The sequence below is a fragment of the Rahnella sp. BIGb0603 genome (assembly GCF_024808755.1).
Taxonomy (GTDB): Bacteria; Pseudomonadota; Gammaproteobacteria; order Enterobacterales; family Enterobacteriaceae; genus Rahnella; species Rahnella contaminans.
Genome location: NZ_JANUEX010000010.1, coordinates 129,153 through 155,860, shown reverse-complemented (window position 1 = coordinate 155,860; position 26,708 = coordinate 129,153). Strand labels below are relative to the sequence as shown.

At 53.6% G+C, this 26,708-nt stretch carries 20 protein-coding genes, 1 tRNA gene and 2 other RNA genes; 6 read left to right on the top strand and 17 right to left on the bottom strand.

What is annotated here, in order from left to right; genetic code table 11:
* The first annotated feature begins 68 nt into the window (after positions 1-68).
* Genes M2403_RS22125 through M2403_RS22115 form a run of 3 tightly spaced genes read left to right on the top strand, consistent with a single transcriptional unit; the run spans position 69 to position 5,549 of the window.
* On the top strand, positions 69-4,028 hold the full coding sequence (locus tag M2403_RS22125) for a cellulose biosynthesis protein BcsC (protein WP_259230963.1): 3,960 nt from the start codon (positions 69-71) through the stop codon (positions 4,026-4,028).
* Positions 4,029-4,046: 18 nt separating this feature from the next.
* Complete coding sequence (gene bcsD, locus M2403_RS22120) at positions 4,047-4,526, top strand: cellulose biosynthesis protein BcsD (RefSeq protein ID WP_259230961.1); 480 nt, start codon at positions 4,047-4,049, stop codon at positions 4,524-4,526.
* 9 nt (positions 4,527-4,535) lie between these two features.
* Positions 4,536-5,549 carry a glycosyl hydrolase family 8 gene (locus tag M2403_RS22115; protein ID WP_165060786.1) on the top strand — a complete coding sequence of 338 codons (1,014 nt, stop codon included), beginning with the start codon at positions 4,536-4,538 and terminating at the stop codon, positions 5,547-5,549.
* Positions 5,550-5,623: 74 nt separating this feature from the next.
* Here M2403_RS22115 and M2403_RS22110 read toward each other — a convergent pair whose 3' ends face one another.
* The 17 genes from M2403_RS22110 to M2403_RS22025 form a co-directional block, all read right to left on the bottom strand.
* Positions 5,624-6,163 (bottom strand): DUF943 family protein, encoded by a 540-nt coding sequence (locus M2403_RS22110; protein ID WP_259230960.1) that lies wholly within the window; start codon positions 6,161-6,163, stop codon positions 5,624-5,626.
* 72 nt (positions 6,164-6,235) lie between these two features.
* Entirely contained in the window at positions 6,236-6,667 is a 432-nt protein-coding gene (locus tag M2403_RS22105; RefSeq protein ID WP_165060781.1) for a DUF943 family protein, read from the bottom strand.
* On the bottom strand, positions 6,664-7,563 hold the full coding sequence (locus M2403_RS22100) for a DUF3289 family protein (RefSeq protein ID WP_208952402.1): 900 nt from the start codon (positions 7,561-7,563) through the stop codon (positions 6,664-6,666). The genes M2403_RS22105 and M2403_RS22100 overlap by 4 nt, the downstream gene beginning before the upstream one ends.
* A gap of 259 nt (positions 7,564-7,822) precedes the next feature.
* Positions 7,823-8,836 (bottom strand): dipeptide ABC transporter ATP-binding subunit DppF, encoded by a 1,014-nt coding sequence (gene dppF / locus M2403_RS22095; protein ID WP_259230959.1) that lies wholly within the window; start codon positions 8,834-8,836, stop codon positions 7,823-7,825.
* Positions 8,826-9,851, bottom strand: coding sequence for a dipeptide ABC transporter ATP-binding protein (gene dppD, locus M2403_RS22090; protein WP_152323665.1), 1,026 nt, complete (start codon positions 9,849-9,851; stop codon positions 8,826-8,828). Before dppD ends, dppF begins: the two co-directional genes overlap by 11 nt.
* 10 nt (positions 9,852-9,861) lie before the next feature.
* On the bottom strand, positions 9,862-10,776 hold the full coding sequence (dppC, locus tag M2403_RS22085) for a dipeptide ABC transporter permease DppC (RefSeq protein WP_013573446.1): 915 nt from the start codon (positions 10,774-10,776) through the stop codon (positions 9,862-9,864).
* A gap of 10 nt (positions 10,777-10,786) precedes the next feature.
* The gene (gene dppB, locus M2403_RS22080) at positions 10,787-11,806 is read right to left on the bottom strand and encodes a dipeptide ABC transporter permease DppB (RefSeq protein WP_259230958.1); all 1,020 of its coding nucleotides are present in this window, start codon (positions 11,804-11,806) and stop codon (positions 10,787-10,789) included.
* A gap of 101 nt (positions 11,807-11,907) precedes the next feature.
* Positions 11,908-13,515 (bottom strand): dipeptide ABC transporter periplasmic-binding protein DppA, encoded by a 1,608-nt coding sequence (gene dppA, locus M2403_RS22075; protein ID WP_152323667.1) that lies wholly within the window; start codon positions 13,513-13,515, stop codon positions 11,908-11,910.
* Positions 13,516-14,457: 942 nt separating this feature from the next.
* Positions 14,458-14,585, bottom strand: a non-coding RNA gene (locus M2403_RS22065) — RtT sRNA.
* Between the two features lie 34 nt (positions 14,586-14,619).
* A non-coding RNA gene (locus tag M2403_RS22060) (RtT sRNA) lies at positions 14,620-14,747 on the bottom strand.
* Between the two features lie 34 nt (positions 14,748-14,781).
* A tRNA-Pro gene (locus M2403_RS22055) sits at positions 14,782-14,858 on the bottom strand.
* A gap of 100 nt (positions 14,859-14,958) precedes the next feature.
* Positions 14,959-16,638 (bottom strand): kdo(2)-lipid A phosphoethanolamine 7''-transferase, encoded by a 1,680-nt coding sequence (gene eptB / locus M2403_RS22050; RefSeq protein ID WP_208951589.1) that lies wholly within the window; start codon positions 16,636-16,638, stop codon positions 14,959-14,961.
* Positions 16,639-16,902: 264 nt separating this feature from the next.
* Complete coding sequence (locus tag M2403_RS22045) at positions 16,903-17,325, bottom strand: organic hydroperoxide resistance protein (protein WP_013573432.1); 423 nt, start codon at positions 17,323-17,325, stop codon at positions 16,903-16,905.
* Positions 17,326-17,460: 135 nt separating this feature from the next.
* Positions 17,461-17,925, bottom strand: coding sequence for a MarR family winged helix-turn-helix transcriptional regulator (locus tag M2403_RS22040; RefSeq protein ID WP_371819720.1), 465 nt, complete (start codon positions 17,923-17,925; stop codon positions 17,461-17,463).
* 66 nt (positions 17,926-17,991) lie between these two features.
* A complete protein-coding gene (locus tag M2403_RS22035; RefSeq protein ID WP_217152268.1) occupies positions 17,992-19,437 on the bottom strand; it encodes a carboxylesterase in 1,446 nt (481 codons plus the stop codon).
* A complete protein-coding gene (locus M2403_RS22030; RefSeq protein WP_259230956.1) occupies positions 19,437-19,730 on the bottom strand; it encodes a type II toxin-antitoxin system RelE/ParE family toxin in 294 nt (97 codons plus the stop codon). The genes M2403_RS22035 and M2403_RS22030 overlap by 1 nt, the downstream gene beginning before the upstream one ends.
* A gap of 3 nt (positions 19,731-19,733) precedes the next feature.
* On the bottom strand, positions 19,734-20,195 hold the full coding sequence (locus M2403_RS22025) for a hypothetical protein (protein ID WP_259230955.1): 462 nt from the start codon (positions 20,193-20,195) through the stop codon (positions 19,734-19,736).
* A 268-nt stretch (positions 20,196-20,463) separates the two neighbouring features.
* Between M2403_RS22025 and atzF the strand changes: the two genes are divergently transcribed.
* The 3 genes from atzF to M2403_RS22010 are packed head-to-tail and all read left to right on the top strand — an operon-like array spanning position 20,464 to position 26,706.
* The gene (atzF, locus tag M2403_RS22020) at positions 20,464-22,314 is read left to right on the top strand and encodes an allophanate hydrolase (RefSeq protein ID WP_259230952.1); all 1,851 of its coding nucleotides are present in this window, start codon (positions 20,464-20,466) and stop codon (positions 22,312-22,314) included.
* A 10-nt stretch (positions 22,315-22,324) separates the two neighbouring features.
* Positions 22,325-25,957: an urea carboxylase gene (gene uca, locus M2403_RS22015; RefSeq protein ID WP_259230951.1), complete on the top strand. Its 3,633-nt coding sequence runs from the start codon at positions 22,325-22,327 to the stop codon at positions 25,955-25,957.
* A 26-nt stretch (positions 25,958-25,983) separates the two neighbouring features.
* A complete protein-coding gene (locus M2403_RS22010; protein ID WP_208951595.1) occupies positions 25,984-26,706 on the top strand; it encodes a GntR family transcriptional regulator in 723 nt (240 codons plus the stop codon).
* Positions 26,707-26,708: the final 2 nt, after the last annotated feature.

Genomic DNA, 26,708 nt, shown 5'->3' with positions numbered 1-26,708 from the left:
AGAACAACAATAACAATGAAGGTAGCCGTTACTCCCGGCTATAACCTGGCGATTACCGGAGCTGGAAAATGAAAAAACATAAACTGTCCCTGGCGGTGATCAGGGCTATTTATCTGGTAGGGATCGCCGGAGTTACAAGTTTCAGTGCCACCACATTTGCGGCGGACACCACCAATCCGGCCATGAAAGCTCTGTTTGATCAGGCCGCTTACTGGCATGAACGCGCCCACGATGATCTGGCGAAAGATGCCTTGCAGAAAGTCCTGCTGGTAGAACCGAATAACGCGCAGGCGTTGTACCTGATGTCGCTGTATTCCATGCAAAGCGGCGACAAAACGGCGGCAAACCAGTGGCGTCAGAAACTGTCCAGCGTTTCGCCGGATGACCCGCGCCTGGCGTCGCTCAACAGCGCCAAAGCGATGCAGTCCATTCCACCGGCGCAGCTGGCGTCTGCCCGTCAGATGGCGGCGCAGGGGAACGTCAGCGGCGCGCTTTCTGCCTACCGCACTATTTTCAACGGCAACCAGCCCCTCGACAGTCTGGCGACCGAATATTACCTGACCATGGCGGGCGACAAATCGCTCCAGCCGCAGGCCATTCAGGGATTACAGCAGCGCGTCGCCGCCCGTCCGGACGACACGCAGGCGCGTCTCGGACTAGGCAAAGTGCTGACGTATCAGGAATCGACCCGCCGCGACGGGATAAAACTACTGAGCACGATGGCCGGTTCCAGCACGGAAGCCGACCGCTCGCTGCGTCAGGCGTTGTTGTGGATGGCACCGCAGGAAGATGACCGCGATTTGTATCAGGGCTATCAGGCGCGTCATCCGAATGACACCGCCGTGATGGCGTACTTCCAGAAAAATATTGGCGGCGCGGCGAAGGGTCAGGGCTTTACGGCGCTCAACAGCGGCGACGTCAACAGCGCGAAAGCCAAGTTTGAAAGCGTGCTGGCCGATAACCCGAACGACGCCGATGCACTGGCCGGTCTGGGTTACATCGCGCAGCGCAGCGGAAACTTTGAAGAGGCGTCGCAGTACCTGAGCAAAGCCGCGGCACAGGGCGGCGCGAACAGTGCGCAGCTGAGCAATCAGGCGCAGGATTCTGCGTTTTATGCCCAGCTGGCGAAAGCCAAAGCCGCCGCCGCGTCTGGCAGTTATGACGCCGCGCTGGCCGCCGTTACCCCGCTGGCGTCAGTCGGCGGTGAAAAAGGTCAGTCAGCCGGTTTGCTGCGTGCAGATATTCTGCGCCGCAAAGGCGATCTGGCCGCTGCGGAACAGCAGTACAGCGCACTCGGTGACAACGCCGATGCCCGCGCTGGCCTGTTCTACGTACTGCGTCAGCAAAACAAAACGGCTGAGGCCAATCAGGTTCTGAAAACCCTGCCAGCCAGTTTGCAGGCGAAGATGAATCCGCCGACCGTGGCCGACGTCATCGAACCGATGCGCCGTCAGGCCGCGCAGGCCGTAGCAAACAACGATCCGCAGCGCGCGCTGAATATTCTCCAGCAGGCGCAGGAACGTCAGCCGTCTAACGTCTGGGTAAAACTGGATATGGCGCGGATTCTGCAATCGCAGGGGCAAACCGCGCAGGCGCAGTCCATCATGGCGCCGTCTTCGCGTCCGGGCGCGTCATCGGCAGACCTTTACGCCGCCGCGCTGTTTGCGTCCGAAACCAAAAACTGGTCCACCGCCAATGCCCTGCTCTCGCGCATTCCGCGCAGCAGCCAGAATCAGGGTATGCGTGAACTGGCGCAGCGCGCCAACTTCAATGCACAAATGACGGATGCCGAAAATTATCTGCAACAGGGTAATACCGCCGCGGCCGCCAATACCTTGCGCGCACTGGCGCAGAATCCGCCGACGGCACCAGCCGATGTCGGCGCACTGGCAAAAAATCTCGCCGCCACCGGGCAAGTTCCGCTAGCCGTGCAGCTGGTTCGCCAGAACATGCGTCAGGGCGTGAACGGCAATGCGGGCGATTATGCCGATCAGATCACCGTGCTCAATTCCGCCGGTCTGGGCAACGAAGCGCAGGCTTTCCTGCAAAATCCGCAAATTCAGTCCGGCACATCCGCAACCGCACTGGCTAATCTGCGTAACGGATACGTGATCACTCAGGCCGATCAGCTGCGTGAGCAAGGTCAGTACGCCGCCGCTTACGACAAACTGGTCGTCGCGCTCCAGGCCGATCCGCAAAACCGCGATCTGATGCTGGCGATGGCGCGCCTTTATCAGTCCGGCAAACTCAATAAACAGGCCGGTCAGGTTTATAACTACCTGATGCTTAACGATACGCCGACGCAGGATGCACGCGTCGGTGCTATCAACGTTGCGCTGGGCGAAGGCGATAATAAACGGGCGCAGGAACTGTTAACCGGTCTGCGCGGCGAACGTACGCCGGACCGTTTGTTACTCGAAGCCCGCGTTGCCGAAGCACAGGGCGATCACCAGCAGGCGCTGGCGTTACTGCGTTCCGCAAAGGGCAAGATGATTGGTCTGGAAGGCGCAGACAGCACGGCGCAGGTGGCCGGATTGCAGATCAGCGACAACCCGTTTATCAACCGCTCAACGCGAACTTCACCGGGCCGTCCGGCAACACAATCGTCCTACGGAACGGTATTGCCGTGGCAGGTCTCTGATCAGGTTTCGGTGCCGGGCAATATTCCGACACCTGCCGTACCAACCGCCGTCGCACAGCGTACCGCGACGGAAAAACAGATCGACGACATGCTCGACGATTTGCAGGGCAAAACTGCGACCTGGGCGCAGGGCGATATGTCAATTCGCGGACGTGACGGTGAAAGCGGTCTCAGCCAGCTGACCGAAGCGAAAGCGCCGATGACCTTTGCCTTCGTGCCGTTTGATACGTCGCGTCTGAGCATCGGCGTCACGCCGGTTTCCCTCAGCGCAGGCAGCCCGTCCGGCACCGGCAATACCCGGTTTGGTCAGGGTGCGCTGGCACAGGCGCAGTCGGCGCAAAAAGATGTGGCCGCAGCCGCCGCAGCCGCCGGTCTGGATATCGCAAACTACAGCACCTTTGCCAAATTGCAGGCAGCCGCAGCGGCGAACTCAAGTACAAACTGTACATCGACCAATGCAACGTCCGATCAGTGCGTGGCCTACAACACGATTACCGGCACCGATCCGACAACGTATTCCGCTCCCGCCGCAGGCAACCAAAGCGCGACCGGCGTAGAAGTGAACGCCGCGCTGACCGGCGACAGCTATAAAGCGGATATCGGCAGTACCCCGCTCGGACAGGATCTGAACTCACTGGTCGGTGGCGTGCAATGGGCACCGAAACTGACTGATTTCACCACCCTGCGCGTGACCGCTGAACGTCGTGCCGTCACCGACAGTATTCTGTCTTACGTCGGCACCAAAGATAATTACAGCGGCAAGGAATGGGGTCAGGTCACCAAAAACGGCGGCAGCATCAATCTGTCCTATGACGATGGCGACGCCGGTTTCTATGCCGAAGGCGGTTACTACAGCTATCTGGGTAATAACGTGAAGAGCAACCAGTCGGTGAATGCCAACGCCGGGTTGTACGTTCGTCCGTATCGTTATGACGACCGCGAGCTGAAAACGGGGATCAACGTCGGCTACATGAATTTCGACAAGAACCTCAGCTACTACTCCTACGGCCAGGGCGGTTACTTCAGCCCGCAAAACTACGTCAGCGTCTCCTTCCCGGTGGAATACACCCAGAAGTATGACGACTGGGATTTGAAACTGTCAGGCTCCGTGGGTTATCAGTCTTACTCTCAGGATAAGAGTGCGTACTTCCCGAATAACCCGGACTTGCAGAAACAGCTGGAAGATCTGGTGGCAGAAGGTTACGGCACTGAAGCCTATTACGGCGGGAAAACACAAAACGGCATCGGCTGGAACGCAGGCGTTGGCGGCAACTATCATCTGAACAAAAGCATGCAGATTGGCGGACAGGTTGGCTACGATACTTTCGGCGACTACAACGAAAGCACCGCGCAGGTCTACTTCCGTTATCTGATGGGCCAAAATTAATCGCGGTGAAATAAAACCATGCAAGAACATAACTATACTCAGGTCGCGCAGGAATATTACCGCCAGCGTCATACCACTCCGGGCTGGCAAAGCCTGGTGCAGGTGCTATTTTCAGGTATTCTGGCCTCCGCCGACGATGACGATGGTCGTCGTTTTCTCACGCTGATGGGCAGTAATCTGGCGCGACAACATGCGTTACCGGCTTCTTCAACTCTGGGTGAACTGGAAGATAACATTAACCATATCCTCAGCCATTTTGACTGGGGTGTGGTGAAGCTGGAAGCCACTCAGCAACAGCTCGCGCTGGTTCATATTGCCTGGCCGGTGTCGCCACAAGGACAGGATGACGAATTATGGCGTATCGCCCTGATTTCGTTGTTTGAAGGTCTGTATGCCGAATGGTTGTTATCACAAGGCGGGCAGCCTTATGTTCCCCTGCGCTGGCAGGAAAGCACACCGGAAGGCGCCTTTGTTTTCCGCTATCAAAATGGTTTGTAAGGAATTTATATGTGGTTATTTCGGCGCTACAGTCTGGTGCTGTGGTTCAGCCTCATTGTTGCATTTTTCAGCTCTTCAGTAATGGCGCAGGATGCAGGCTGGTCGGCTTATAAAAGCCGCTTTCTGATGCCAGACGGTCGAATTATTGATACCGCCAATAAAAATGTCAGCCACACAGAGGGCCAGGGTTTCAGCATGTTGCTGGCCGTGTTCAATGACGATCAGGCGACGTTCGACAAACTGTGGCAGTGGGCAAACACAACGCTTTACCGTAAAGATATCGGTCTCTACTCATGGCGCTATGACCCGAATAGCAGCGTCCATGTCGCGGACAAGAATAACGCCTCTGATGGCGACACGCTTATCGCCTGGGCGCTGTTGCTGGCGGGGGATAAATGGAATGAATCCCGCTATACCCAGGCTTCTGACAAATTGCAGGCCGCGCTGATTAAACATAACGTGATTGATTACGCGGGCTACAAAGTGATGCTGCCCGGCGTATCAGGTTTCAATCAGACCAGCAATATCACGGTCAACCCGTCTTATTTCATCTTCCCCGCCTGGCAGGCGTTCTTTGCGCGCAGCCATTTAAAAGTGTGGAAAGATCTGGACGAAAGCGGCACCGCGATGCTCAGTAAAATGGCGTTTGGTGAATTCCGGCTGCCGACTGACTGGGTTGATATGCAGGCTGACGGCACGATGAAACCGGCGAGCCGCTGGCCAACGCGTTTCAGCTATGATGCCGTGCGTATTCCGCTGTATCTCGGCTGGGCACATCCCGGCAGCCCGCAGATGGCGCCGTTTATTTTGTGGTGGCAGAAGTCTCCGCGTGACGCCACACCTGCCTGGATTGACGTCATGACCGGCACCAAAGCCAGTTACAACATGTCGCCGGGCCTGTTAGCCATCCGCGACTTCACCATGGCCAATGCCGGAGCCATCAGCCCGAACCTGGCACCGAAGGACGATTACTACTCTTCCACTCTGCAACTGCTGAGCTGGTGGGCAAGTCATAAAGGGTAAAAACGGTTTGAATTGACCCTCACTATTTTTATAACGTGTTGGGTTTATAAAGATCATCGCCACAAAATGGATATTTAATATTCATTTTGTGGTTTTTTTAAGATTTCATCATCATCTATCAAATAAGAAATTTTATTATTTTCATCATGAATAATTGTCATTATCTGATCATTCTTTGAAAAGGAATACCATGATGTAAATCTTGCCTCTGATACTTTTATAAACCCTACGCCAAGATCTTCTATTCCTACAAAATAGTGACCATATTCATCGACATCAGATATCTTATTTTTAATAAGAGGGCTATCCTTATTACTTTCCCACCAGTAAATCTTTCCCCTCTGCGTAATGGGAAATTTTCTAACTATGATAACGGTACTATCCTCATCTTCGTGGACGTAGATAATTTCCGGTTTTATTAAAACGAAAAAAAAGTCACTATAATTAGTATAATAATTGTAAGAATAACGAATTTTTTGTTCATCGAATGCCTCCTTGAATGGAAATATTTTATTCCATTTCGTTAGAGAATGGTTTGAATCAAAATTTTCCCCATCTTTGCAAAACAAACCAGATTCGAAAAATCTGATAGTGCTATGTTTTACTTTCAGCATGTCATATTCACTCCGACCTAAGTAATTTTAAAAAACCTCACTGTTATACTTCACCAGAATATTTTGATAAATTTAGTCACCATCGAATATGTAACTCGTCTCACCCATTTTTTTCCTTGTTACTCGCATAAGAATACTTTTCTCGATACACCTGTCTTCTGATTTAATTTCATCAAAACAAATCAGATCAGTAGTAGAAAAAGAAAACCATATGGAATCAGCCTCTGAATTTTTTTTGAATCCATCTCCTATATCAAAAATAAAAATATGATAATGGCCGAATTCATCAGCTTTTGGTATTCCATATTTTTCCTTTAAATATAACTTGTTATCACCCCACCATTTAACTCTTCCTCTCTGAGTCAAAGGAAATTTTTTCACCACTATATCTGTGAATTCATTCCCCTGGTGTACAAATATAACTTCAGGCTCCCTTAAAGAAATAAGTAAAGAAATTACAAAAAGTAGTGTTGCAATAACGAATAGTGTTATCTTAATCCTCATGGCTTACGCCCTGAAATACTTATAGTACACTCCATCTCTGTGACAAAGGGTTTGAAAGCCATTTTGTTATAGTGCTGTAAAAAAAACCAAACTCTGAAAAACCTGAAGGTATGATATTCTGATTTCATAATATCCCATTTATCTAATCCAAAATGATCCTGAACTTTGTAATGTAGAGAAGCTTCAAACTCGCCTTTTTTGATCGACAGATAATTTAGCGTTATTTGTGTAGAATAAGTATCGTGAACTGTAATTCCCATTCCATTAAATTTATCTTTGAATCGAGTGAATTTAGGTGTTCTCCCAGCCCTGACTTCTGCATTTAAATCTAATATAGATGATTCTGGTAAGATATTAGCATTCCAGTCAATGTTATCAGACAAACCTTTAGCGATTCTGTTTAAAGTACTCCCCCCAGAAAAATCATGTCTTATCTGATCCTCAAGTGCCCTGTTTAAAAGATAATCCCGGAATAGCAACCCGCTGTTCTTTTGCATATGGTTGATCATCTTCACGATCAGCCCGCTGTAAACGCCATATAAGGCGAAAGGTTTAGACAGTTCCCTCATTTCATCAAAAAGAATGTCGCTGCATTGTTTTAATGAAAGGGTACTTTTTACTTCCGGATAAGAATGAAGAAAACGTGATGTCTTTTTTGGAAAGTAATCGATGAGCAAAGAAGAGGGACGATCGGGAAAATTATAATCCGAAAAAGGAGAAGCCTTTAACTCTTCAATTTTAGTCAGGGTATAGGGGTTTACTCTTGCTGAAACATCATCCAGTTGGTAGACAGACCTGAGTTGCTGCTCTGTCATATCACCATAGTGCAAATCCTCTGAGGACTTCGCACCTGCGGGGGTTGTATATATTCTGGCGGGCAGTCTGATTTGTGACATATAAGTTCCTTTTAATTGATGTGGTAAATATATACGAATCAATAAACTGAACTAGTCATTGATAAAGTAAATATTAATTAACAACGTATATGATTTATCCATATGAAATCAGCTAATTGTTGCTATCAAGTCCGTTATATTATTCCCAAATTTTTATTTATTATTGATCTAAGTAGTCATCCCAAATATTCCACCGTAAATATCACCCACAAAAAAGCCCGCTTTCGCGGGCTTTGTCATTTCTGCAAATCCTTCAGAATTACGCGACGGTCTGCGTCGTGCCGGTTTCATCCTGATCGACGGCGAAGCAGGCGACGAGCTGGTCGCCGTACTGTTTCAGCTGTGGCTGGAACTGTTTGCAGGTGCCGAACGCGCGGCGGCAGCGGGCGTTGAAGGCGCAACCGGCTGGCGGGTTCAGCGGGCTTGGCAGCTCGCCGGTCAGCTTGATGCGTTCACGGCGCTCGTCCGGATTCAGACGCGGCGTCGCAGACAGCAATGCCTGCGTGTACGGATGGCGCGGATTGCTGAAGATGGCGTCTTTCGGGCCCTTCTCCACGCAGCGGCCAAGGTACATCACCATCACTTCGTCGGCGATATGTTCCACAACGGACAAATCATGAGAAATGAAGACGTAAGACAACCCCAGATCCTGCTGCAAATCCATCATCAGGTTCAGCACCTGCGCACGCACGGAAACGTCGAGCGCGGACACCGGTTCATCGGCGATCACCACGTCCGGATCCAGCATCAGACCGCGGGCGATGGCAATACGCTGACGCTGACCGCCGGAGAACATATGCGGATAACGATCGTAGTGTTCGGTTTTCAGACCCACTTTCGCCATCATCGCCAGCGCTTTTTCGCGACGTTCTTCGCGGGTCAGTTTGGTGTTGATCAGTAGCGGTTCTTCGAGGATCTGACCGACTTTCTTACGCGGATTCAGCGATCCGTAAGGATTCTGGAACACGATTTGGATCTTCTGACGGCGCAGCTTTTCAGCTGTTGCGTCAGGTTTCAGCAAATCCTGCCCGCGGTAATACAGTTCACCGCCGGTCGGCACTTCGATCATGGTCAGCAGACGGCCCAGCGTGGATTTACCACAACCGGATTCCCCGACCACCGCCAGCGTTTTACCGCGTTCGAGCGTAAACGACACACCGTCGAGCGCTTTCACGGTACGTTCCTGGCCGAAGATGCCTTTCTTCACCGGGTAATGTTTTTTCAGGTCAATCGCGTGCAACAGCGGCTGCGATTGGGTGTTATCAGGACTCATAAGTAGGTCTCCCGGCATCATCCAGCGGATAATGGCACTTCGACTGACGCCCGTTCGCGAGGTCACGCAGCGCGGGTTCTTCTGTACGGCAACGGTCGGTTGCATACGGGCAGCGCGGATTGAGCAGACAGCCGTTCGGACGATCATATTTACCCGGCACTACGCCCGGCAATGACTGTAAACGGGCTTTGTCTGCCGCAAATTCCGGCAGCGAGCGCAGCAGCGCCTGGGTATACGGATGGCGTGGCGCACGGAAGATTTCCGTGGCTTTGGCCGACTCCACCACCTGACCGGCGTACATCACGATGATGTGATGCGCAGCTTCCGCCACCAGCGCCAGGTCATGGGTGATCAGCATCAGCGCCATGTTTTCTTTCTGTTGCAGTTCAAGCAGCAACTCGATGATCTGCGCCTGAATGGTCACGTCGAGTGCAGTCGTCGGCTCATCGGCAATCAGCAGTTTCGGGCGACAGGCGATCGCCATCGCAATCATCACGCGCTGGCTCATCCCGCCGGAAAGCTGATGCGGATACACGTCGAGACGCGAAGCCGGGTCAGGAATACCGACCAGATTCAGCAAATCGATGGTGCGCTGACGACGGGTCTTTTTGTTCCCGCCCTGATGCACTTTAATGGCTTCCATTATCTGGAAACCCACGGTGTAACACGGGTTCAGGCTGGTCATCGGATCCTGGAAAATCATCGCGACTTCGGCACCGACAATCTGGCGGCGCTCTTTTTCGCTGATCCCCTGAAGATTACGGCCACCGAACTCCAGTTTTTCCGCCATCACTTTGCCGGGAAAGTCGATAAGCCCCATCAGCGCCAGTGAACTGACTGATTTACCGGAGCCGGACTCGCCGACAATCCCGACCACTTCGCCCTGCTTCACGCTGTAGCTGATACGATCTACGGCGCGGAACGGCGTCCCTTCGTCACCAAAGTGAACGGAGAGTTTATCCACGGTCAGCAACGTTTTGCCGACCTGAACGTCATTCGTTAATGTTGTTTCCATCTCCAACCCCTTACTGCTTAAGTTTAGGGTCGAGGGCATCACGCAGGCCATCACCCATCAGGTTAAATGCCAGCACCGTCAGCAGAATGATCACACCGGGGAAGGTCACGACCCACCAGGCACTTTGAGCAAACTGTAAAACGTCAGACAGCATGGTGCCCCACTCAGGCGTTGGCGGCTGTGCGCCCATCCCGAGGAAGCCCAACGCTGCCATATCGAGGATGGCGTTGGAGAAGCCGAGCGATGCCTGAACAATCAGCGGCGCTAAGCAGTTAGGTAAAATATTGATGAACATCTGGCGCGCAGAACCGGCACCGGCGACGCGCGAAGCGGTCACGTAGTCACGGTTCACTTCCACCAGCACCGCCGCGCGGGTTAAGCGAACATAGTGTGGCAAAGCAACAAATGTCAGCGCCAGCGAGGCGTTAACAATCGACGGACCGAAAATCGCCACCAGCACCAGCGCCAGCAACAGACTTGGCAGGGCCAGCATGATATCGACCACGCGCATGATGATGGCGTCCACGACACCGCCGTAGTAACCGGCAAACAGCCCGAAAACCACACCGAGGATTAACGACAGCACCACAACCAGACAACCGACCAGCAGCGATAAACGCGCGCCGTACATCAGACGCGAGAGAATATCGCGGCCCACGTCGTCGGTGCCCAGCAGGAATTTCCAGCTGCCGCCTTCCATCCAGACCGGCGGGCGCAGCAGCGCGTCACGGAACTGTTCAGCAGGCAGGTGTGGTGCAATCACGTTCGCGCCAATCGCAATGACCAGCATAATAATGATGTAAGCCAGGCCGACAACGGCCCCTTTGTTACGCTTGAAGTAATGCCAGAATTCGCGCAGAGGCGGCATCGGCACTGGCGCAGCCGTCACTAACTCGTTAGCGACCGGCTCAGTGGTTTGAGACATTGTGCGCCCCTTATTTCTTGTGGCGAATACGCGGGTTGACCACGCCGTAGAGCACATCTACCAGCAGGTTAACCACAATGATCAGAGTAGCGACCAGCAACACCCCGCCCTGTACGACCGGATAGTCGCGGCGCTGGAGTGCGTCGATCAGCCACCGGCCAAGTCCTGGCCAGGAGAAGATGGTTTCGGTCAGAATGGCACCGCCGAGCAGCGTACCGACCTGCAAACCAATGATGGTCACTACCGGCAACAGCGCATTACGCAGTGCGTGGATGACGATCACCCGCATACGGTTCACGCCTTTGGCGCGCGCGGTACGGATGTAGTCTTCGCCCAGCACTTCCAGCATGGAAGAACGGGTCATACGCACAATCACCGCCAGCGGAATGGTTCCGAGCACGATAGCCGGTAAGATCATGTGCATCACAGCATCAACGAAATCACCCGGTTCGCCCCAGAACAGCGTGTCGATCAGCATAAAGCCGGTCAGCGGCAGGCTGTCATCCAGGAAAACAGTGTCGCTTATTCGCCCCGACACCGGCGTCAGGTTAAGCTGCACCGAGACCAGCATAACCAGCATGATCCCCCACCAGAATATCGGCATCGAGTAGCCGGTCAGCGATATCCCCACGGCCGTGTGGTCGAATATCGAGCCTCGTTTTACCGCCGCCAGCACACCTACCGGGATCCCGACAATGATGGCAAAAATCATTGCGCAGATACCCAGTTCCAGGGTGGCTTTAAAGCGCGGTACAAACTCCTGCCAGACAGGGGTGCGGCTTTTTAAGGAAGTGCCCAGGTCGCCATGCAGCACCCCGTTCACGTATTTGAAGTATTGTTGATAGAGAGGCTTGTCGAGCCCCATATCTGCCATTAACTGGGCATGACGTTCGGGAGAAACCCCGCGCTCGCCTGCCATGATAGTGACCGGGTCGCCTGGTATCATGTGTACGAAGGCAAAAGTCAGCAAAGTAATGCCGATAAACGTTGGGATAACTAACCCCAAACGTCGGAGTATGAACTGCAACATATCCCGTACTCTCTGTATAAAATGCCCGGAGAACCGTAGCGCTCCGGGCTTATTAGTAGCTCACAAAACTCTTAACAAGTGGATTCAATAGCGAAGCGCTATTACTCCATGCTTACGTTTTCGAAGTGGTGTTTGCCCAACGGATCAACGACATAGCCTTTGACTTCTTTGCGTACTGGCTCATACACAGTAGAGTGGGCGATGATCAGCGCAGGTGCCTGATCATGCATCACAACCTGAGCCTGCTGGTACAGCGCAGCACGTTTGGCGTGATCAGATTCAGCACGGGCTGGCTGGATCAAATCTTCAAACGGCTTGTAGCACCAGCGGGAGTAGTTGGAACCGTCTTTTGCAGCCGCACAGCTGAACAGGGTCGCGAAGAAGTTATCCGGATCCCCATTGTCGCCGGTCCAGCCCATCATCACAGACTGGTGCTCACCGTTCTTCGCACGCTTGAGGTATTCGCCCCACTCGTACGTCACGATGTTGGCTTTCACACCAATTTTCGCCCAGTCAGCCTGGATCATTTCAGCCATACGGCGCGCGTTCGGGTTGTACGGACGCTGTACCGGCATTGCCCACAAATCGATAGTGAAACCGTCTGCGTGACCTGCTTCTTTCAGCAGCTCTTTGGCTTTGGCCGGATCATACGGGTAATCCACCACGTCTTTGTTGTAGCCCCACATTGTTGGTGGGATCAGGTTTTTAGCCGGCTGGCCAGCACCCTGATAAACCGCGTCGATGATGGCTTTTTTGTTCACAGCCATGGTCAGTGCCTGACGCACTTTCACTTCATCCAGGGGTTTTTTCTCAACGTTGAAGGACAGGTAACCCACGTTCAGACCTGGCTGTTGCATCAGGTTGATGGATTTATCTTTCTTCATTGCCGCGATATCTGCCGGGTTCGGGTACGGCATTACCTGGCATTCGTTTTTCTGCAATTTCGCGTAACGCACGGAGGCGTCAGGCGTGATGGAGAAGACTAAACGGTCGATCTGCGGCTTGGTGCCCCAGTAGCCCGGGAAGGCTTTGTAGAGGATGCGAGAATCTTTCTGGTATTGCAGAAGCTGGAACGGACCGGTACCGATTGGATCCAGGTCCACTTTCTCAGGCGTTTTCGCTTTCATCATGTTGTCAGCGTATTCCGCAGACAGGATTGATGCAAAGTCCATCGCCAGGTCAGCCAGGAACGGAGACTCCGGGCGGTTCAGTACGAACTGCACGGTGTTGTCGTCCACTTTCACGATCTTGTTGATCAGATCGCCCATTCCCATACCTTCGAAGTATTCATAGCTGCCGCCGGAAACACCGTGGTAGGCATTATTTTTGTCCAGCTGACGTTCGAAGGAGAAGATTACGTCGTCCGCATTCAGATCACGGGTCGGTTTGAAGTCCTTGTTGTCCTGCCATTTCACGCCTTTGCGCAGATGGAAGGTGTACGTTTTGCCGTCAGCGGAAACGTCCCACTTCTCTGCCAGACCTGGCTGGATTTCTGTGGTCCCGATTTTGAACTCGACCAGACGGTTGTAGATAGGCACGGAGCTTGCGTCATACGTGGTGCCGGAGGTGAACAGCTGAGGGTTAAAGCCTTCAGGTGAACCTTCAGAGCAATACACTAACGTTTTTGCCTGGACACTGGCCGCAACGGTCAGCGCAATCAGGCCCATACTGAATTTCAGTAGCCCCGACTTACCTAAAGAGATTGTCATCGCTTCTGCTCCATCGATTAATGGTGATGTGGATGTGTGTGTTGTGTTTTACAGCTCACGTCACCCTTTATTTTTATATGCGGGTGACTGTGTTTGCTCGTGCGCTGCAATAAGTCCAACCAGAGCATGGTGAACTGCCATTTTTTTCCTGCGTTCTGTAAAGCTGGCTTTACAAAACCTTACCGGAAATAATCACTGGTCTTCCTTGGGGCTATCAATTTGGCAACTCCTTTCCTTGACGTCAATATAACCATCAGGCATTTACACAGACTGTGAGTTACAACAAACAAACATAAAAAAACATTTCATTAACCAAATCAGGATGAATGTTCAGTCTGGACATCAAATAACCACACAATCCACTTTGTAAAAGAATATTCCTGGCGGTTTAGCCCATATTAATTCCCTAAAAATTTCTGGCTAAATGATGAATATATGAACGGTTATTTTTGAGATTGGGGTGGAAACCAGCTGAAAATGCTGAGAAGTGCAGCAAACAGCGCGCGGCTATCAGCGAACGTGTTCATCTGAGCACTGTTAAAAAACCCCAAAATGGCGCAATTGCACACTGATGGTGCAGGTGATCATCCGTACGTATTTTGTCTGTTTTTACGCCATAAGTGAGGGCAAGGATGGACATTAATTGAAAAGAATATGTTAAGGGATTTTTAAATTCTGGCTTACTTTTTGCTTGTTCGTAAGAACGTACTACTTGCCCGATTTGCGTGAAAGTCCCAGAAGTCGGCTGGCGGGAAGAGAAAATAGAACTGTATCTGCTGAGCCTGGATTCTTATGAGAACTTCTATCAGGATCATAAAAATCACCGTAAAGGTGATTTGAAGATGATGAAATGAAATCTCAGAAGCTAAAACCCGCAACCTGAAGGGCGCGGGCTTTTTACAGACGAAAAAAAACCTGCTTTAAAAGCAGGTTTTTCAAATGTGGTCGGCGAGAGAGGATGACTGGCATCTTCGATGCCGCCCTGCGGGCCGTTGCTGAAGCAACGTTGTCTCGCTTCGCTCGGCTCAAACCTCCTTCGGAGGTTCTCATCCTCATAAACTCCGGACGAAAAAAAACCTGCTTTAAAAGCAGGTTTTTCAAATGTGGTCGGCGAGAGAGGATGACTGGCATCTTCGATGCCGCCCTGCGGGCCGTTGCTGAAGCAACGTTGTCTCGCTTCGCTCGGCTCAAACCTCCTTCGGAGGTTCTCATCCTCATAAACTCCGGACGAAAAAAAACCTGCTTTAAAAGCAGGTTTTTCAAATGTGGTCGGCGAGAGAGGATTCGAACCTCCGACCCACTGGTCCCAAACCAGTTGCGCTACCAAGCTGCGCTACTCGCCGAATGGGGCGCATCTTACTGCGACCCCCTCAGAGCGTCAACGGCTTTTTAAGACATCCGAACTGACTGACCAGATTTTATCCGATACGCCGCCAAAATGACCTACAACTGCTGTTCTGACTGAGGTTTTGCACACCAGTTGTTCGCCGGATTGATGCCGCCGTCTGGCGACGTATAACCCAGACAGCCCAGAATCGAATCGAACAGTTCAACGTGACGTTTCTTCGCGCCCACTCGCTGCTGTGCCTGTAACTGCTCAAACGCCCGTTTATGATCAGGCTGTTCGAGGAAGCTGTCGGACGCCCACACCATCATCGGTACACGGAACTGCTCCGGTGGCGCCATTTCGCGCGGCGTGCCGTGCAGGTGTGAGTTTTCATCGATAGATTCACCGTGGTCAGCAGCATAAAACACCAGTGCTTTTTTATCGCGCAGCTGATCAATCACGCTGTCGATAAAGGTGTCGGTATACAACACGCTGTTATCAAAGGCGTTAATCAGCTCGGCTTTGCTACAGGTATTGCCCATACATTCCGGGGTAAAACGGGCATAGCTGCGCGGATAACGCTGGGAGTACATGTAATGCGAGCCTTTGGTATGCAGAATCACCAGATGTTTGCCTTTCGGATAGTTCTTCAGCGATTCCTGTAATTCATTCACCAGCAGCATGTCATCGACCGGTTTACCGTCGTTGCGCTTCTCTGATGCAATAATTTCGCGGAAAGAGAAGTTATTGGTATCCGCATTATTGTAGAACCACAGCTCGCTTTGCATCGCGAACAGTTCAGACGTAAAGCCCAGTGACTTCATCACGGCAAAAATATTCTGCTCTTTCAGGGTACGCTGCGGATTATCCGCCGTTCCGCCCTCACGCACGAACATACAGCGCAGCGACAGTTTGGTCGCCGTATCGCATGACGTGCCGCGGAATGCCACCAGGTTTTTCTCTTTCGACAGACGCGGCGTAGTGTCGCGCTCATAACCCAGAATCCCTAAGTGATCCCAGCGGGTGGTTTCACCGATGATAAACACGACATAGGTATCGTCGATATCGGCAGGGGGCACATAGGTAAATTTCTTCGCCGGATCAAAGTAATTGCTCGCGTCCTGACTCTCATCAACCTGCGTATAGGCGTATAAACCCAGCGCGGCCAGCCAGTTAGAAGGCAGATATGAGTGCGCGACGACGCCGCCGTAGCTTGGCAAATCGATATTGGTTTTTTTCTCATTCACGCTCTGCGCATGATCGAGCGTACGCAGCGGGATCCAGACCAGCGCCGCCGCCATCAGTAGCACAAGCAGGGGCAACGCACGTTGCCCCGGTGTTTTCATCTGCTCGATCAATGTCAGACTCAGGTTGTTTTTCCAGATGATGAACAGCGGCACCGCACTGACCAGCGCCATCCAGATAAACAGATGCAGCCCGATGATTTCCTTACTGAGATCGATATCCGTCGTCATGACCGAAACCACAATGCCGTACCCGATCACGACGTTGAACATCACCATGTAATAACTGGCTGCGACAGAAATCAGAACCAGCAACGAGGCGATAACGCGGAAAAACAGTTTTCCCCCCAGCGAAATTAAACGCAGAACGAAAAAGGTGAACAAAACGATGGCACACACTTCGGTGACCGCCTGAACCAGTTCAGCGGAGGTGAAATGATTGACCAGAGCGGCAAAGCGACGCTGGAAAACGGAGACATTCAGGAAAATGCCAATGTAAATCGCTAACAATAAAGAGATATTTTGTTGCGATAGAGTCTTCACTCTATTCATGAATTGTTACTTATCCAGTATGTTTTTTAAAATTCCGAATCATTGTGACATGTTTAAAAGAGACTGGTTCACGGAATATGCTGAGATTGAGGTTTTATGCGGCTTTCAGGATATTTCTGCCGTTATATGGCGTCTTACCCCTTTGCGAAAAAGCAGGGAATTTTACGTAAAAAAAGGGAGGCCTTAGCCTCCCTGCGGGTATTACTTTATTATTTTATGGATATCTGAAAAGCGGCCCCTGGTGAAGGCGCTAATTCTAAAACGTTATTTTACGTTCAGTGTGACGTCGATGTTGCCACGGGTTGCATTGGAGTACGGGCAAACCTGATGGGCTTTCGCCACCAGCGCTTCGGCTTCACTGCGCTCAAAGCCCGGCAGGGTGATATCCAGCTGTACTTCAATACCGTAACCGCCTGGAATGGCGCCGATGCCTACCGCGCCTTCAATTTTGGCATCCGCAGGGATCTTAATTTTTTCCTGAGCGGCAACGGCTTTCAATGCGCCGAGGAAACAGGCGGAATAGCCCGCTGCGAACAACTGCTCAGGGTTGGTGCCGCCGCCCATACCGCCCATTTCTTTTGGAACACCCAGTTTGACGTCAAGAACGCCGTCGTCAGAAGTCGCACGACCATCACGACCGCCGGTGGCTGAGGCATGAGCACGATACACAACTTTTTCAATAGACATATTTCGTTCCTTAATCATTGAGAGTCAGAAAATATTAAACGATTTAATAGCACACTACTTATTAGATTCTATCAAACGAATCTGTGTTGTTCCTTCAGACTCGTCTGTTTAACATGCTTTCTGTAAAGCAGACCCTTACGCTTTATCCTGAAGCTTAGCCCGTAAGACTTCGAGCTGCTGCTTCAGCGCCACAATTTCACCGACCTCACAGTCTGTCGCACACAATATGGCTTCGGGAATGCCCTGTGCTTTTTCGCGCAGCGCCCTGCCTTCGGCGGTCAGGGAGATAATCACCTGACGCTCATCCGCTTTCGCCCGCTGACGCATCAGCAAACCGGCAGTCTCCAGACGCTTTAACAGCGGCGTTAACGTGGCGGAATCGAGAAACAGTTTTTCGCCGATTTCAGACACCGTGACTTCATCACGCTGCCAGAGCACCAACATCACCAGATATTGCGGGTAAGTGAGATCGAGCTGCCCGAGCAATTTACGGTAAACCTTATGCAATGCCAGATTCGCGGAGTACAGCGCGAAGCACATCTGTTGATCCAGATGCAGCATGCCGTTTTGGGTTGAGTCGGTGTCTGTTGTCATGTTCATGCCGCCAATATATATAGTGCACGATATTATCGCAAGCGCTTTTTATCCTTTTCTAAACCCGCCGGTTCAGAAGCCTTCAATTCGCTGCAACATATACGGATAAAACGGGTTCGATGAAACACGCATCAGCTGATCCATACTCACGACCAGCGCGCCGCTCTCTCCCCGTGCGGCCAGTGTTCCCAGCCGGACTCCAAACTGTACCGGGCCTTGCGGATTACGTCCGTAAAGTGAATCGTCTGTCGGGAAAGGCAGCGCCACATGCGATAACGAATAGAATTCCGACGGATAATTCAGCCCGAGCGGCATGACCGCCGCACTGTTCTGCCCCGCCTGCGTGATTTTCGCCACCGTCGCCGCATCATCCGGTGAAGCATTGGTGATCACTGTCGTCTGATACGCGCGCGGCGGCGCAGGCAACAGCCGCTCTGCCGCGGTTTCTGAAGACGGACGCAGCAACGGGCCGACGTACGCACTGCGGTTTATATCAAACAATACCAGCTGGCTGCCGTTTGCAGGGAGCTGATTAAACAGCGCCGCTACCACCGCACGGGCGCTGACGGTTGAATCGACCACCGACTGAAAAGCCAGCACCGGCGGCAACTGCGCCAGCTTGCCAGACTCCGCGTCTTTGCTGATTTGCTGTTGCAGAACATGGGTCAGCAGATAGGACTGACGGGCCGCCTTCACCGGAAATGAATTATATTTAAACGGATTAAATTCCGGCATCAGATTCAGCCAGGCGGTTTTGGCAAAGGCCGGGAAAATCGCCGGCCATCCCGCATAACCGGCAAAGCGCGCAAAACTCGTTACGCCGATCATCGGAGAAATCAGGATCACGCGCGAAGGCCGCGCCAGCGCCGGATCATCTAGCGAATCCAGCGTGTATTTCATGGCGAGCGCGCCGCCGTTGGAGAAACCCACCAGTTGCAGCGGCACATCCGGTCCGGCTACACGCCGTGCCTCACGGATTGCCAGCCTTGTCGCGGCGAGCCACTGTTCCCAGTCCACGCGGGTCAGACCGCCAGGCACCGTTCCATGGCCGGGCAAACGGATACCGACCGCCACAAATCCGCGACGGCGATAATCCTGCGCAATATGCCGCAGGCTGTAAGGCGAATCGGTCAGACCGTGCAACAGCACCACCGCCCCCACCGGTTTTCCATCGGGCATCAGCTCATAAGACCGGTTCCAGTCCTGCGCAAAATGTTCGGGATAAATCGGGCTGCGGTCGTAATAACGGTTCAGCGGGATGCGGTCTTCCCTGTCGAGTTTGTCCGTCACTTCCTGCTTCACTTCTGCAAACGCCTGCTGCTCGGCGCGCAGATAGGCCGCCCAGTCGCTTTTATCGAGCTGCGTGGCACTCAGTTCGTCCGGCACCAGCTTGTGCCACGGCTCAAGCGGCGGCCCCTGTAAGGCGTCATAAGTCCGCACACCCAAAAGGGTAATGATCACCAGAATCAGCGCCAGTAACAGTTTTTTCAGACGTTCAAAAAGACGACGAAGTTGTATCAAGTCGGAAGTTCCTCTGGCCAATGCTGAGCGGTATGCACAAGCCTGACGATTTGAATTTCTGTATCTGTAATGCGATATACCATTCTAAAATGAGCACGGATTATACATTCCCTCGTGCCGGCAACACGCCCTGCGGCATACATGGCGGGACGCTGAAAAATGCGCTCAGCGGCGGCATCAAAGTCATCATCAAGCTCAATGGCAGCTTGAGGATTTTCACACGCGACATAACTGAATATAGACCCGCGATCTTCCTGCGCATGGGGTTTCCATACCAGCATTTTGGTCATCCGTTACTTTTCCTGTTTCTTAAGTAACGCGGCTTTCCGGGCAGCAAACTGCGCCTTCACCTCTTCGTGAGGAATTGCCGGGCGCGGATCATCTAATGATTCCTGAACGCGCTCGCGAAACCAGAGATCATACGTGGCTTCATCCATCGCCGCCGCTTCATGCGCGCGTTTTAGCGCGGCTGACCGGTCAGGCCGCGTTCCTTTACCGCTACCTTCAGGATCATAGTCGGTAATATCCACTTCGAACTGCTTTATCCCCATGTCTTTCAAATAAGCCGCCACGGCGTCAAAGCGTTTGAAAACCCGAACCTTGCCACTGCGCTGGGCGATAAGTGTGCGCTGATGCTCGCCGTATCTGATCATGATTACCCATCCTCCCTGTTGCGCGACCACCTTTAACCGGCTGACAGCGCCAGCTTCTGCCAGACAAATTAATGTGGAATGGTCGATCGTTTCCTTAGACATAACCCTGCAGCCTCTCTGCAAACAATAATAAATCATCTGTTCATACAACTATATACCGACACCACTCACGAGCTACGTTTATCTTTTCGATGCGAGGCATCGCGCAAATTTTCGCCCCATTTTTGTTCAGTTGCATTCCGGCCATGGTGCAACAAATAGACGATGCGGTCATGCGGAAATAATTAAACCTAATAAATTCAAAGGTTAATAATCTGGCACAGGCTTTGCTTAGATGAATTCAATCTTGTATACCAGATGGGATTCCAAAATGCTTTCAGCTTCAGACACCGTCGCATCACCGTATCGTGGTTTTACCCTTCGGGAATGGCAGCAGCATTATCGCAGTGCGCCGGACAGCCTGCGCACCACGCTTTCTCTGGTTCTGGGAAGCCTGAGTAAGGCCGACAATGCCTGGATTTATCTCGCCACAGCAGAGCAGCTTGAAGCGCAAATCATTCGTCTGGAAACCCTTCTCGCTCAGGCCGAAGGCTCGCTGAGCACCCTGCCATTGTTTGGCGTGCCGTTCGCCGTCAAAGACAATATGGATATCGGCGGCTGGCCGACGACGGCGGCCTGTCCGGCATTTGCCTATACCGCAGAAGCGGATGCCACGGTGATTGCCAATCTCAAAGCCAGAGGCGCGGTGGTGGTCGGCAAAACCAATCTCGATCAGTTCGCCACCGGACTGGTCGGCACGCGCTCCCCTTACGGCGCAGTGCGCAATACGTTCAATCGGGATTACGTCAGCGGCGGTTCCAGTTCCGGTTCAGCCTCCGTTCTGGCACGTGGTCTGGTGGCGTTTTCACTGGGCACCGACACCGCCGGTTCCGGGCGCGTTCCGGCAGGCTTTAATAATGTCGTCGGACTGAAACCGACCAAAGGCTGGCTGTCGAATACCGGCGTGGTTCCGGCCTGCCGTCTGAACGATGCCGTCTCGATTTTCGCTCTCACCGTGGGCGATGCTCAAACCGTTGCCCACGCAGCAGGCGGATATGATGCCGCCGATGCTTATTCACGGAAAAATCCCCATACCGCGCCGGTGGCGTTTTCCGCCCAGCCGCGCATCGCTATCCCCGATCGCGTGGAATTTTTTGGTGATGAACTGGCACAGGCGGCGTTCAGCGAAGTACTCGATCGCCTGCGCCATAATGGCGTGACGCTGGAAATGATTGATTTCACGCCGTTTCGTGAACTGGCGGAGCAACTGTATTACGGCGCATGGGTGGCGGAACGCACCGTCGCTGTCGGTAAGATTTTCGAAGATAGCCCGGAAGTGATGGACCCGGTAGTACGGGAAATTGTCGCCAGCGGCCTGAACTACAGCGCGTGCGATGCATGGCGGGCGGAATATTTGCGCGCTGAGCTCTCACGCAAAATCAATCAGGTGCTGGAAGGGTTTGATGCGCTGGTTGTGCCGACCTCCCCGACCATCCGCACGCAGGCAGAAATGGGGCAGGAGCCGGTGCTCTATAACTCACAGTTCGGTATTTACACCAACTTCACTAATCTGGCGGATTTATCCGCGCTGGCGCTGCCCTCCGGTCTGCGGGCAGACGGTCTGCCCGCCGGTATCACGCTGATCGCCCCTGCCTGGCACGACGATGCGCTGGCCAGTTTTGGCCGTCAGTGGCAGCGCAGCCTGAGCCTTCCCCTTGGCGCAACAGGCCTTGCGATGAAGCCCGAAGAATTCATGACTCCCGCGCCGGTCAGTGCCGCCAGCGTGCGCGTCGCCGTGGTCGGCGCACATCTGACCGGTATGCCGCTCAATTTCCAGCTCACCAGCCGGAACGCCGTTCGGGTCGAACAAACGACCACCGCCGCCACCTACAAACTTTACGCCCTCGCCAACACTACGCCGCCGAAGCCAGGACTGGTGCGGGCTGAAAGCGGCAGCGCGATTATCGTCGAATTGTGGGATATCCCGCTGGCACGTTTTGGAGAATTCGTCGCCGAAATCCCGGCACCGCTCGGTATCGGATCGCTCGAACTGGCCGATGGACGCATCGTAAAAGGTTTTATCTGCGAGCCGTGGGCGATTGGCGAAGCCACCGATATTACGGCGTCTGGCGGCTGGAGAAGTTACATCCAGAGCCTGAATTCATCACCGGTTAAAAGCTGAGGGCGCGCATATGTTTAACACCGTTTTAATTGCTAACCGTGGCGAAATCGCCTGCCGCGCCATCCGCACGCTGAAACGTCTGGGCGTCACCAGCGTGGCCGTTTATTCCGACGCCGACCGGAATGCGCCACACGTCACGCAGGCGGATATCGCCATTGCGCTGGGCGGTGAAAAGGCCAGCGAAAGCTACCTGATGATCGACAAAATTCTCGCCGCCGCGAAGGAAACCGGCGCACAGGCGATTTATCCGGGATACGGATTTTTATCCGAAAGCGCCGAATTCGCCGACGCCTGCGAAGCCGCGGGCATTGTGTTTATCGGGCCCACTGCCGGACAAATCCGCGAGTTTGGTCTCAAGCACCGCGCCCGTGAATTAGCCGGCGCCGCGAATGTGCCCATGACGCCGGGCACCGGTTTGCTCGCCAGCCTTGAAGATGCGGTAAATGCTGCCGCAAAAATTGGTTATCCGGTCATGCTGAAAAGCACCGCAGGCGGCGGGGGCATTGGCCTCACGCGCTGCGACAATGAAGACGCATTACGCGCCGCGTGGGACAGCGTGAAGCGTCTCGGCGAGCAATTTTTCCGCGACGCCGGAGTGTTTCTGGAACGCTTTGTCGATCGCGCCCGTCACGTTGAAGTACAGATTTTTGGCGACGGCAAGGGCCGCGTGGTAGCGCTCGGCGAACGCGACTGTTCGTTGCAGCGCCGCAATCAGAAAGTCGTGGAAGAAACGCCTGCGCCGAATCTGCCGCAGGCCAGCCGCGAAGCCCTGCACCGCGCCGCCGTGCAGCTGGGTGAATCGGTGAATTACCGCAGCGCCGGAACCGTTGAATTTATCTATGACGCCGCACGCGACGAATTTTATTTCCTCGAAGTGAATACCCGTTTGCAGGTGGAGCATCCGGTCACCGAAATGGTCACCGGTTTAGATCTCATCAGTTGCATGCTGAAAGTCGCCGCAGACGAGCCGCCCGACTGGCCTGCGATGGAAAAATCCCCGCAGGGCGCGTCGATGGAAGTGCGAATTTATGCCGAAGATCCGCTGAAGAATTTCCAGCCAAGTCCGGGCGTGCTGACCGAAGTGTTTTTCCCCGAAAATGTGCGCGTTGACGGCTGGGTTTCTACCGGCAGCGAAGTCTCCGCATTTTACGACCCGATGATCGCCAAACTGATTGTTCACGGCACCGACCGTCAGGACGCGCTGGCGAAAATGTCTGCCGCGCTTGCCGCCACACGTCTGCATGGTATCGCCACCAACATTGATTATCTGCGCCAGGTGGTGGCTACGCCGGTGTTCCGCGACGCCCAAATGTGGACGCGGATGCTCGACAGTTTTGCTTACGCACCAAACGCCGTCGAAGTCATTGCGCCCGGCACGTACAGCAGCGTGCAGGATTATCCGGGACGCCTCGGTTACTGGGATATCGGCGTCCCCCCTTCCGGCCCGATGGACGATTTTGCCTTCCGTCTCGCCAACCGCATTGTCGGTAATCATCCTGATGCTGCCGGTCTGGAATTCACATTACAGGGGCCGGTGCTGCGTTTTAATTGTGACGCAATTATCGCCCTGACCGGCGCACGTTGTCCGGCAAATATTGATGGCGAGCCGGTTTCTTACTGGCAGCCGGTGAACGTAAAAGCCGGTCAGACGCTGACGCTGGGCCGCGCCACGCAGGGGTGCCGCACCTATCTGGCGGTACGTAACGGATTTGATGTGCCGGTGTATCTCGGCAGCCGCTCGACCTTTGCGCTCGGGCAGTTTGGCGGCCATGCCGGTCGCACGCTGCGCGTCGCCGATATGCTGACCGTTTCTCAGCCGGAACTCGCGGCCTGCACCACGCCCGCACCGGTCGGTTTACCGCAGGCCGCTGCCGAAAATATCGTGTCGCCTTACGGCGATATCTGGAATATCGGCGTGCTTTACGGGCCGCACGGCGCACCGGATTTCTTCACCAAAGCATCCATCGACACCTTCTTCGAATCCGAATGGCAGGTGCATTACAACTCCAACCGCCTCGGCGTGCGGCTGCTCGGCCCGAAACCGCAATGGGCGCGGCAGGACGGTGGCGAAGCCGGTCTGCATCCCTCGAACGTGCATGACTGTGAATACGCCATTGGTGCAATCAACTTCACCGGCGATTTCCCGGTCATTCTGACCCGCGACGGGCCAAGTCTCGGCGGTTTTGTTTGTCCGGTGACCATCGCTAAGGCCGAATTATGGAAAGTCGGACAGGTGAAACCGGGCGATAAAATCCGGTTCCATCCGATCAGTTTTGAACAGGCCCAGGCACTTGAACTGGCGCAGCAGGGCACGATTGATTCGCTGATGCCTGTCAACGCGATGGCGCTGCCGGTGCCGTCGCTGCTGCCCGATACCACTGCTTCTGCCACGATACTTGCGGCGCTTCCTGCGACAGACGACCGGCCTTCGGTGGAATACCGTCAGGCGGGCGACGGCTACGTGCTGATTGAGTACGGAGATAACGTGCTGGATCTGGCGGTGCGTATGCGCATCTACCTGCTGATGAACGCCATCAAAGCCGCCGGACAGCAGGGCATTGAAGAACTTTCGCCGGGCGTGCGCTCGCTCCAAATCCGCTATGACAGTGGCGTGCTGCATCAGAGGGCGCTGCTGCAACATTTACTGACGCTGGAACACAATCTGCCTGATGTCAGCCAGCTCAAAATCCCGACCCGTATCGTACATATGCCGATGGCCTTTGAAGATTCCGCCACACTCGGCGCAGTTGAACGTTATCAGCAAACCGTGCGTGCCGGCGCACCCTGGCTGCCGAATAACGTCGATTTTATCCAGCGCACCAACGGGCTGGCGAGCCGCGACGAAGTGAAAAACATCATTTTCGACGCCAGCTATCTGATCCTCGGGCTGGGCGATGTGTATCTCGGTGCGCCCTGCGCAGTGCCGGTTGATCCGCGTCATCGTCTGCTCAGTTCCAAATACAACCCGGCGCGTACTTTTACCGCCGAAGGCACGGTCGGTATCGGCGGCATGTACATGTGCATTTATGGCATGGATTCGCCGGGCGGTTATCAGCTGGTGGGCCGCACGTTACCTATCTGGAACAAGTTCCTGAAAAATGAACAGTTTAAAAACGGCGAACCGTGGCTGCTGCACTTTTTCGATCAGGTGCGTTTCTACGAGGTCAGTGAAGCCGAACTGGACATTCAGCGCGACGCGTTCCGCGAAGGCCGCGCACAAGTTCGTATCGAAGAGACCGAATTCGACTTTGCGCAATATACGCAATTTCTCGCCGACAACGCCGCCGATATTGCTGATTTTCGCGAGAAACAGGCCGGAGCCTTTACCCGCGAAGTGGCGCACTGGCACGAAGCGGAAAGCGCCGCAGTGGAAGCCGCCGCCAACGCCGTGCAGTTAGTGGAGGACGATGCGGATCAGGACGGGCATCTCGTCAGCGCCGATCTGAACGGAAACGTCTGGAAAATCCTGGTCGAGCCGGGTCAGCAGGTCGAAGAAGGCCAGCCACTGATCGTTGTCGAAGCCATGAAAATGGAACTGTCGGTTACCGCGCCGTGCGCCGGCATCGTTCTGAAAATCAGTTGCCAGCAGGGTCGTCCGGTCGGTCCGGGTGATGCCTTGCTGTGGCTGGACGCAGCCGTTTAACGCTACCGACAAACAGGGAATATTTCATGCAACTGACGGGCTCTAAATCTTCACGCAGTAAAAGCCGTCCGGAAGGGCTGGCAGAACGTATTTATCAGCAACTGAAAGACGACATTTTCAGCTTCCGCCTGCTGCCGGGTGACCGGTTCAGCGAAAACGACATCGCTGACCGGATGGAAGTCAGCCGCACGCCGGTGCGTCAGGCGCTGTTCTGGCTGGAACACGAAGGTTATGTCGAAGTGTTTTTCCGCAGCGGCTGGCAGGTTCGTCCGTTCGATTTCGACTTTTTCGAGCAGCTTTACGATCTGCGCATCGTACTGGAACTGGAAGCGGTGAAACGTCTGTGCGCGCTGTCGCCGTCATTGCAGCCGTTACAACTGGCCGAACTGAAAGCGTTCTGGATTGACCAACCGCAGCTCGAAGACGGCCAGCGGGTTTCGCGTTATGACGAAGAGTTTCATATGACGCTGGTGGCGGCGGCGGGTAACGCCGAAATGGCGCGTATCCACCGCGAACTGACGGAGAAAATCCGCATCATCCGGCGTCTGGATTTCACCAAAGGTGAGCGCGTCAACGCTACCTATAAAGAACACGCGGGCATTTTGCTCGCCATCATCCAACAACAGACTGAGGAGGCACAGCGCCAGTTACACGACCATATTGCCGTCAGTAAAGCCGAGGTGCGCAAAATTACCCTGCATATGCTGCACCGGGCGCGGGCGGAGAGTGACGAGGGCAACCCGTCATGACT

Excerpts from the sequence above, each read along its gene's own strand:
- M2403_RS22125 (WP_259230963.1), top strand. The coding sequence starts at position 69 with ATGAAAAAACATAAACTGTCCCTGGCGGTGATCAGGGCTATTTATCTG.
- bcsD (WP_259230961.1), top strand. The coding sequence starts at position 4,047 with ATGCAAGAACATAACTATACTCAGGTCGCGCAGGAATATTACCGCCAG.
- M2403_RS22115 (WP_165060786.1), top strand. The coding sequence starts at position 4,536 with ATGTGGTTATTTCGGCGCTACAGTCTGGTGCTGTGGTTCAGCCTCATT.
- M2403_RS22110 (WP_259230960.1), bottom strand. The coding sequence starts at position 6,163 with ATGCTGAAAGTAAAACATAGCACTATCAGATTTTTCGAATCTGGTTTG.
- M2403_RS22105 (WP_165060781.1), bottom strand. The coding sequence starts at position 6,667 with ATGAGGATTAAGATAACACTATTCGTTATTGCAACACTACTTTTTGTA.
- M2403_RS22100 (WP_208952402.1), bottom strand. The coding sequence starts at position 7,563 with ATGTCACAAATCAGACTGCCCGCCAGAATATATACAACCCCCGCAGGT.
- dppF (WP_259230959.1), bottom strand. The coding sequence starts at position 8,836 with ATGAGTCCTGATAACACCCAATCGCAGCCGCTGTTGCACGCGATTGAC.
- dppD (WP_152323665.1), bottom strand. The coding sequence starts at position 9,851 with ATGGAAACAACATTAACGAATGACGTTCAGGTCGGCAAAACGTTGCTG.
- dppC (WP_013573446.1), bottom strand. The coding sequence starts at position 10,776 with ATGTCTCAAACCACTGAGCCGGTCGCTAACGAGTTAGTGACGGCTGCG.
- dppB (WP_259230958.1), bottom strand. The coding sequence starts at position 11,806 with ATGTTGCAGTTCATACTCCGACGTTTGGGGTTAGTTATCCCAACGTTT.
- dppA (WP_152323667.1), bottom strand. The coding sequence starts at position 13,515 with ATGACAATCTCTTTAGGTAAGTCGGGGCTACTGAAATTCAGTATGGGC.
- eptB (WP_208951589.1), bottom strand. The coding sequence starts at position 16,638 with ATGAATAGAGTGAAGACTCTATCGCAACAAAATATCTCTTTATTGTTA.
- M2403_RS22045 (WP_013573432.1), bottom strand. The coding sequence starts at position 17,325 with ATGTCTATTGAAAAAGTTGTGTATCGTGCTCATGCCTCAGCCACCGGC.
- M2403_RS22040 (WP_371819720.1), bottom strand. The coding sequence starts at position 17,925 with ATGAACATGACAACAGACACCGACTCAACCCAAAACGGCATGCTGCAT.
- M2403_RS22030 (WP_259230956.1), bottom strand. The coding sequence starts at position 19,730 with ATGACCAAAATGCTGGTATGGAAACCCCATGCGCAGGAAGATCGCGGG.
- M2403_RS22025 (WP_259230955.1), bottom strand. The coding sequence starts at position 20,195 with ATGTCTAAGGAAACGATCGACCATTCCACATTAATTTGTCTGGCAGAA.
- atzF (WP_259230952.1), top strand. The coding sequence starts at position 20,464 with ATGCTTTCAGCTTCAGACACCGTCGCATCACCGTATCGTGGTTTTACC.
- uca (WP_259230951.1), top strand. The coding sequence starts at position 22,325 with ATGTTTAACACCGTTTTAATTGCTAACCGTGGCGAAATCGCCTGCCGC.
- M2403_RS22010 (WP_208951595.1), top strand. The coding sequence starts at position 25,984 with ATGCAACTGACGGGCTCTAAATCTTCACGCAGTAAAAGCCGTCCGGAA.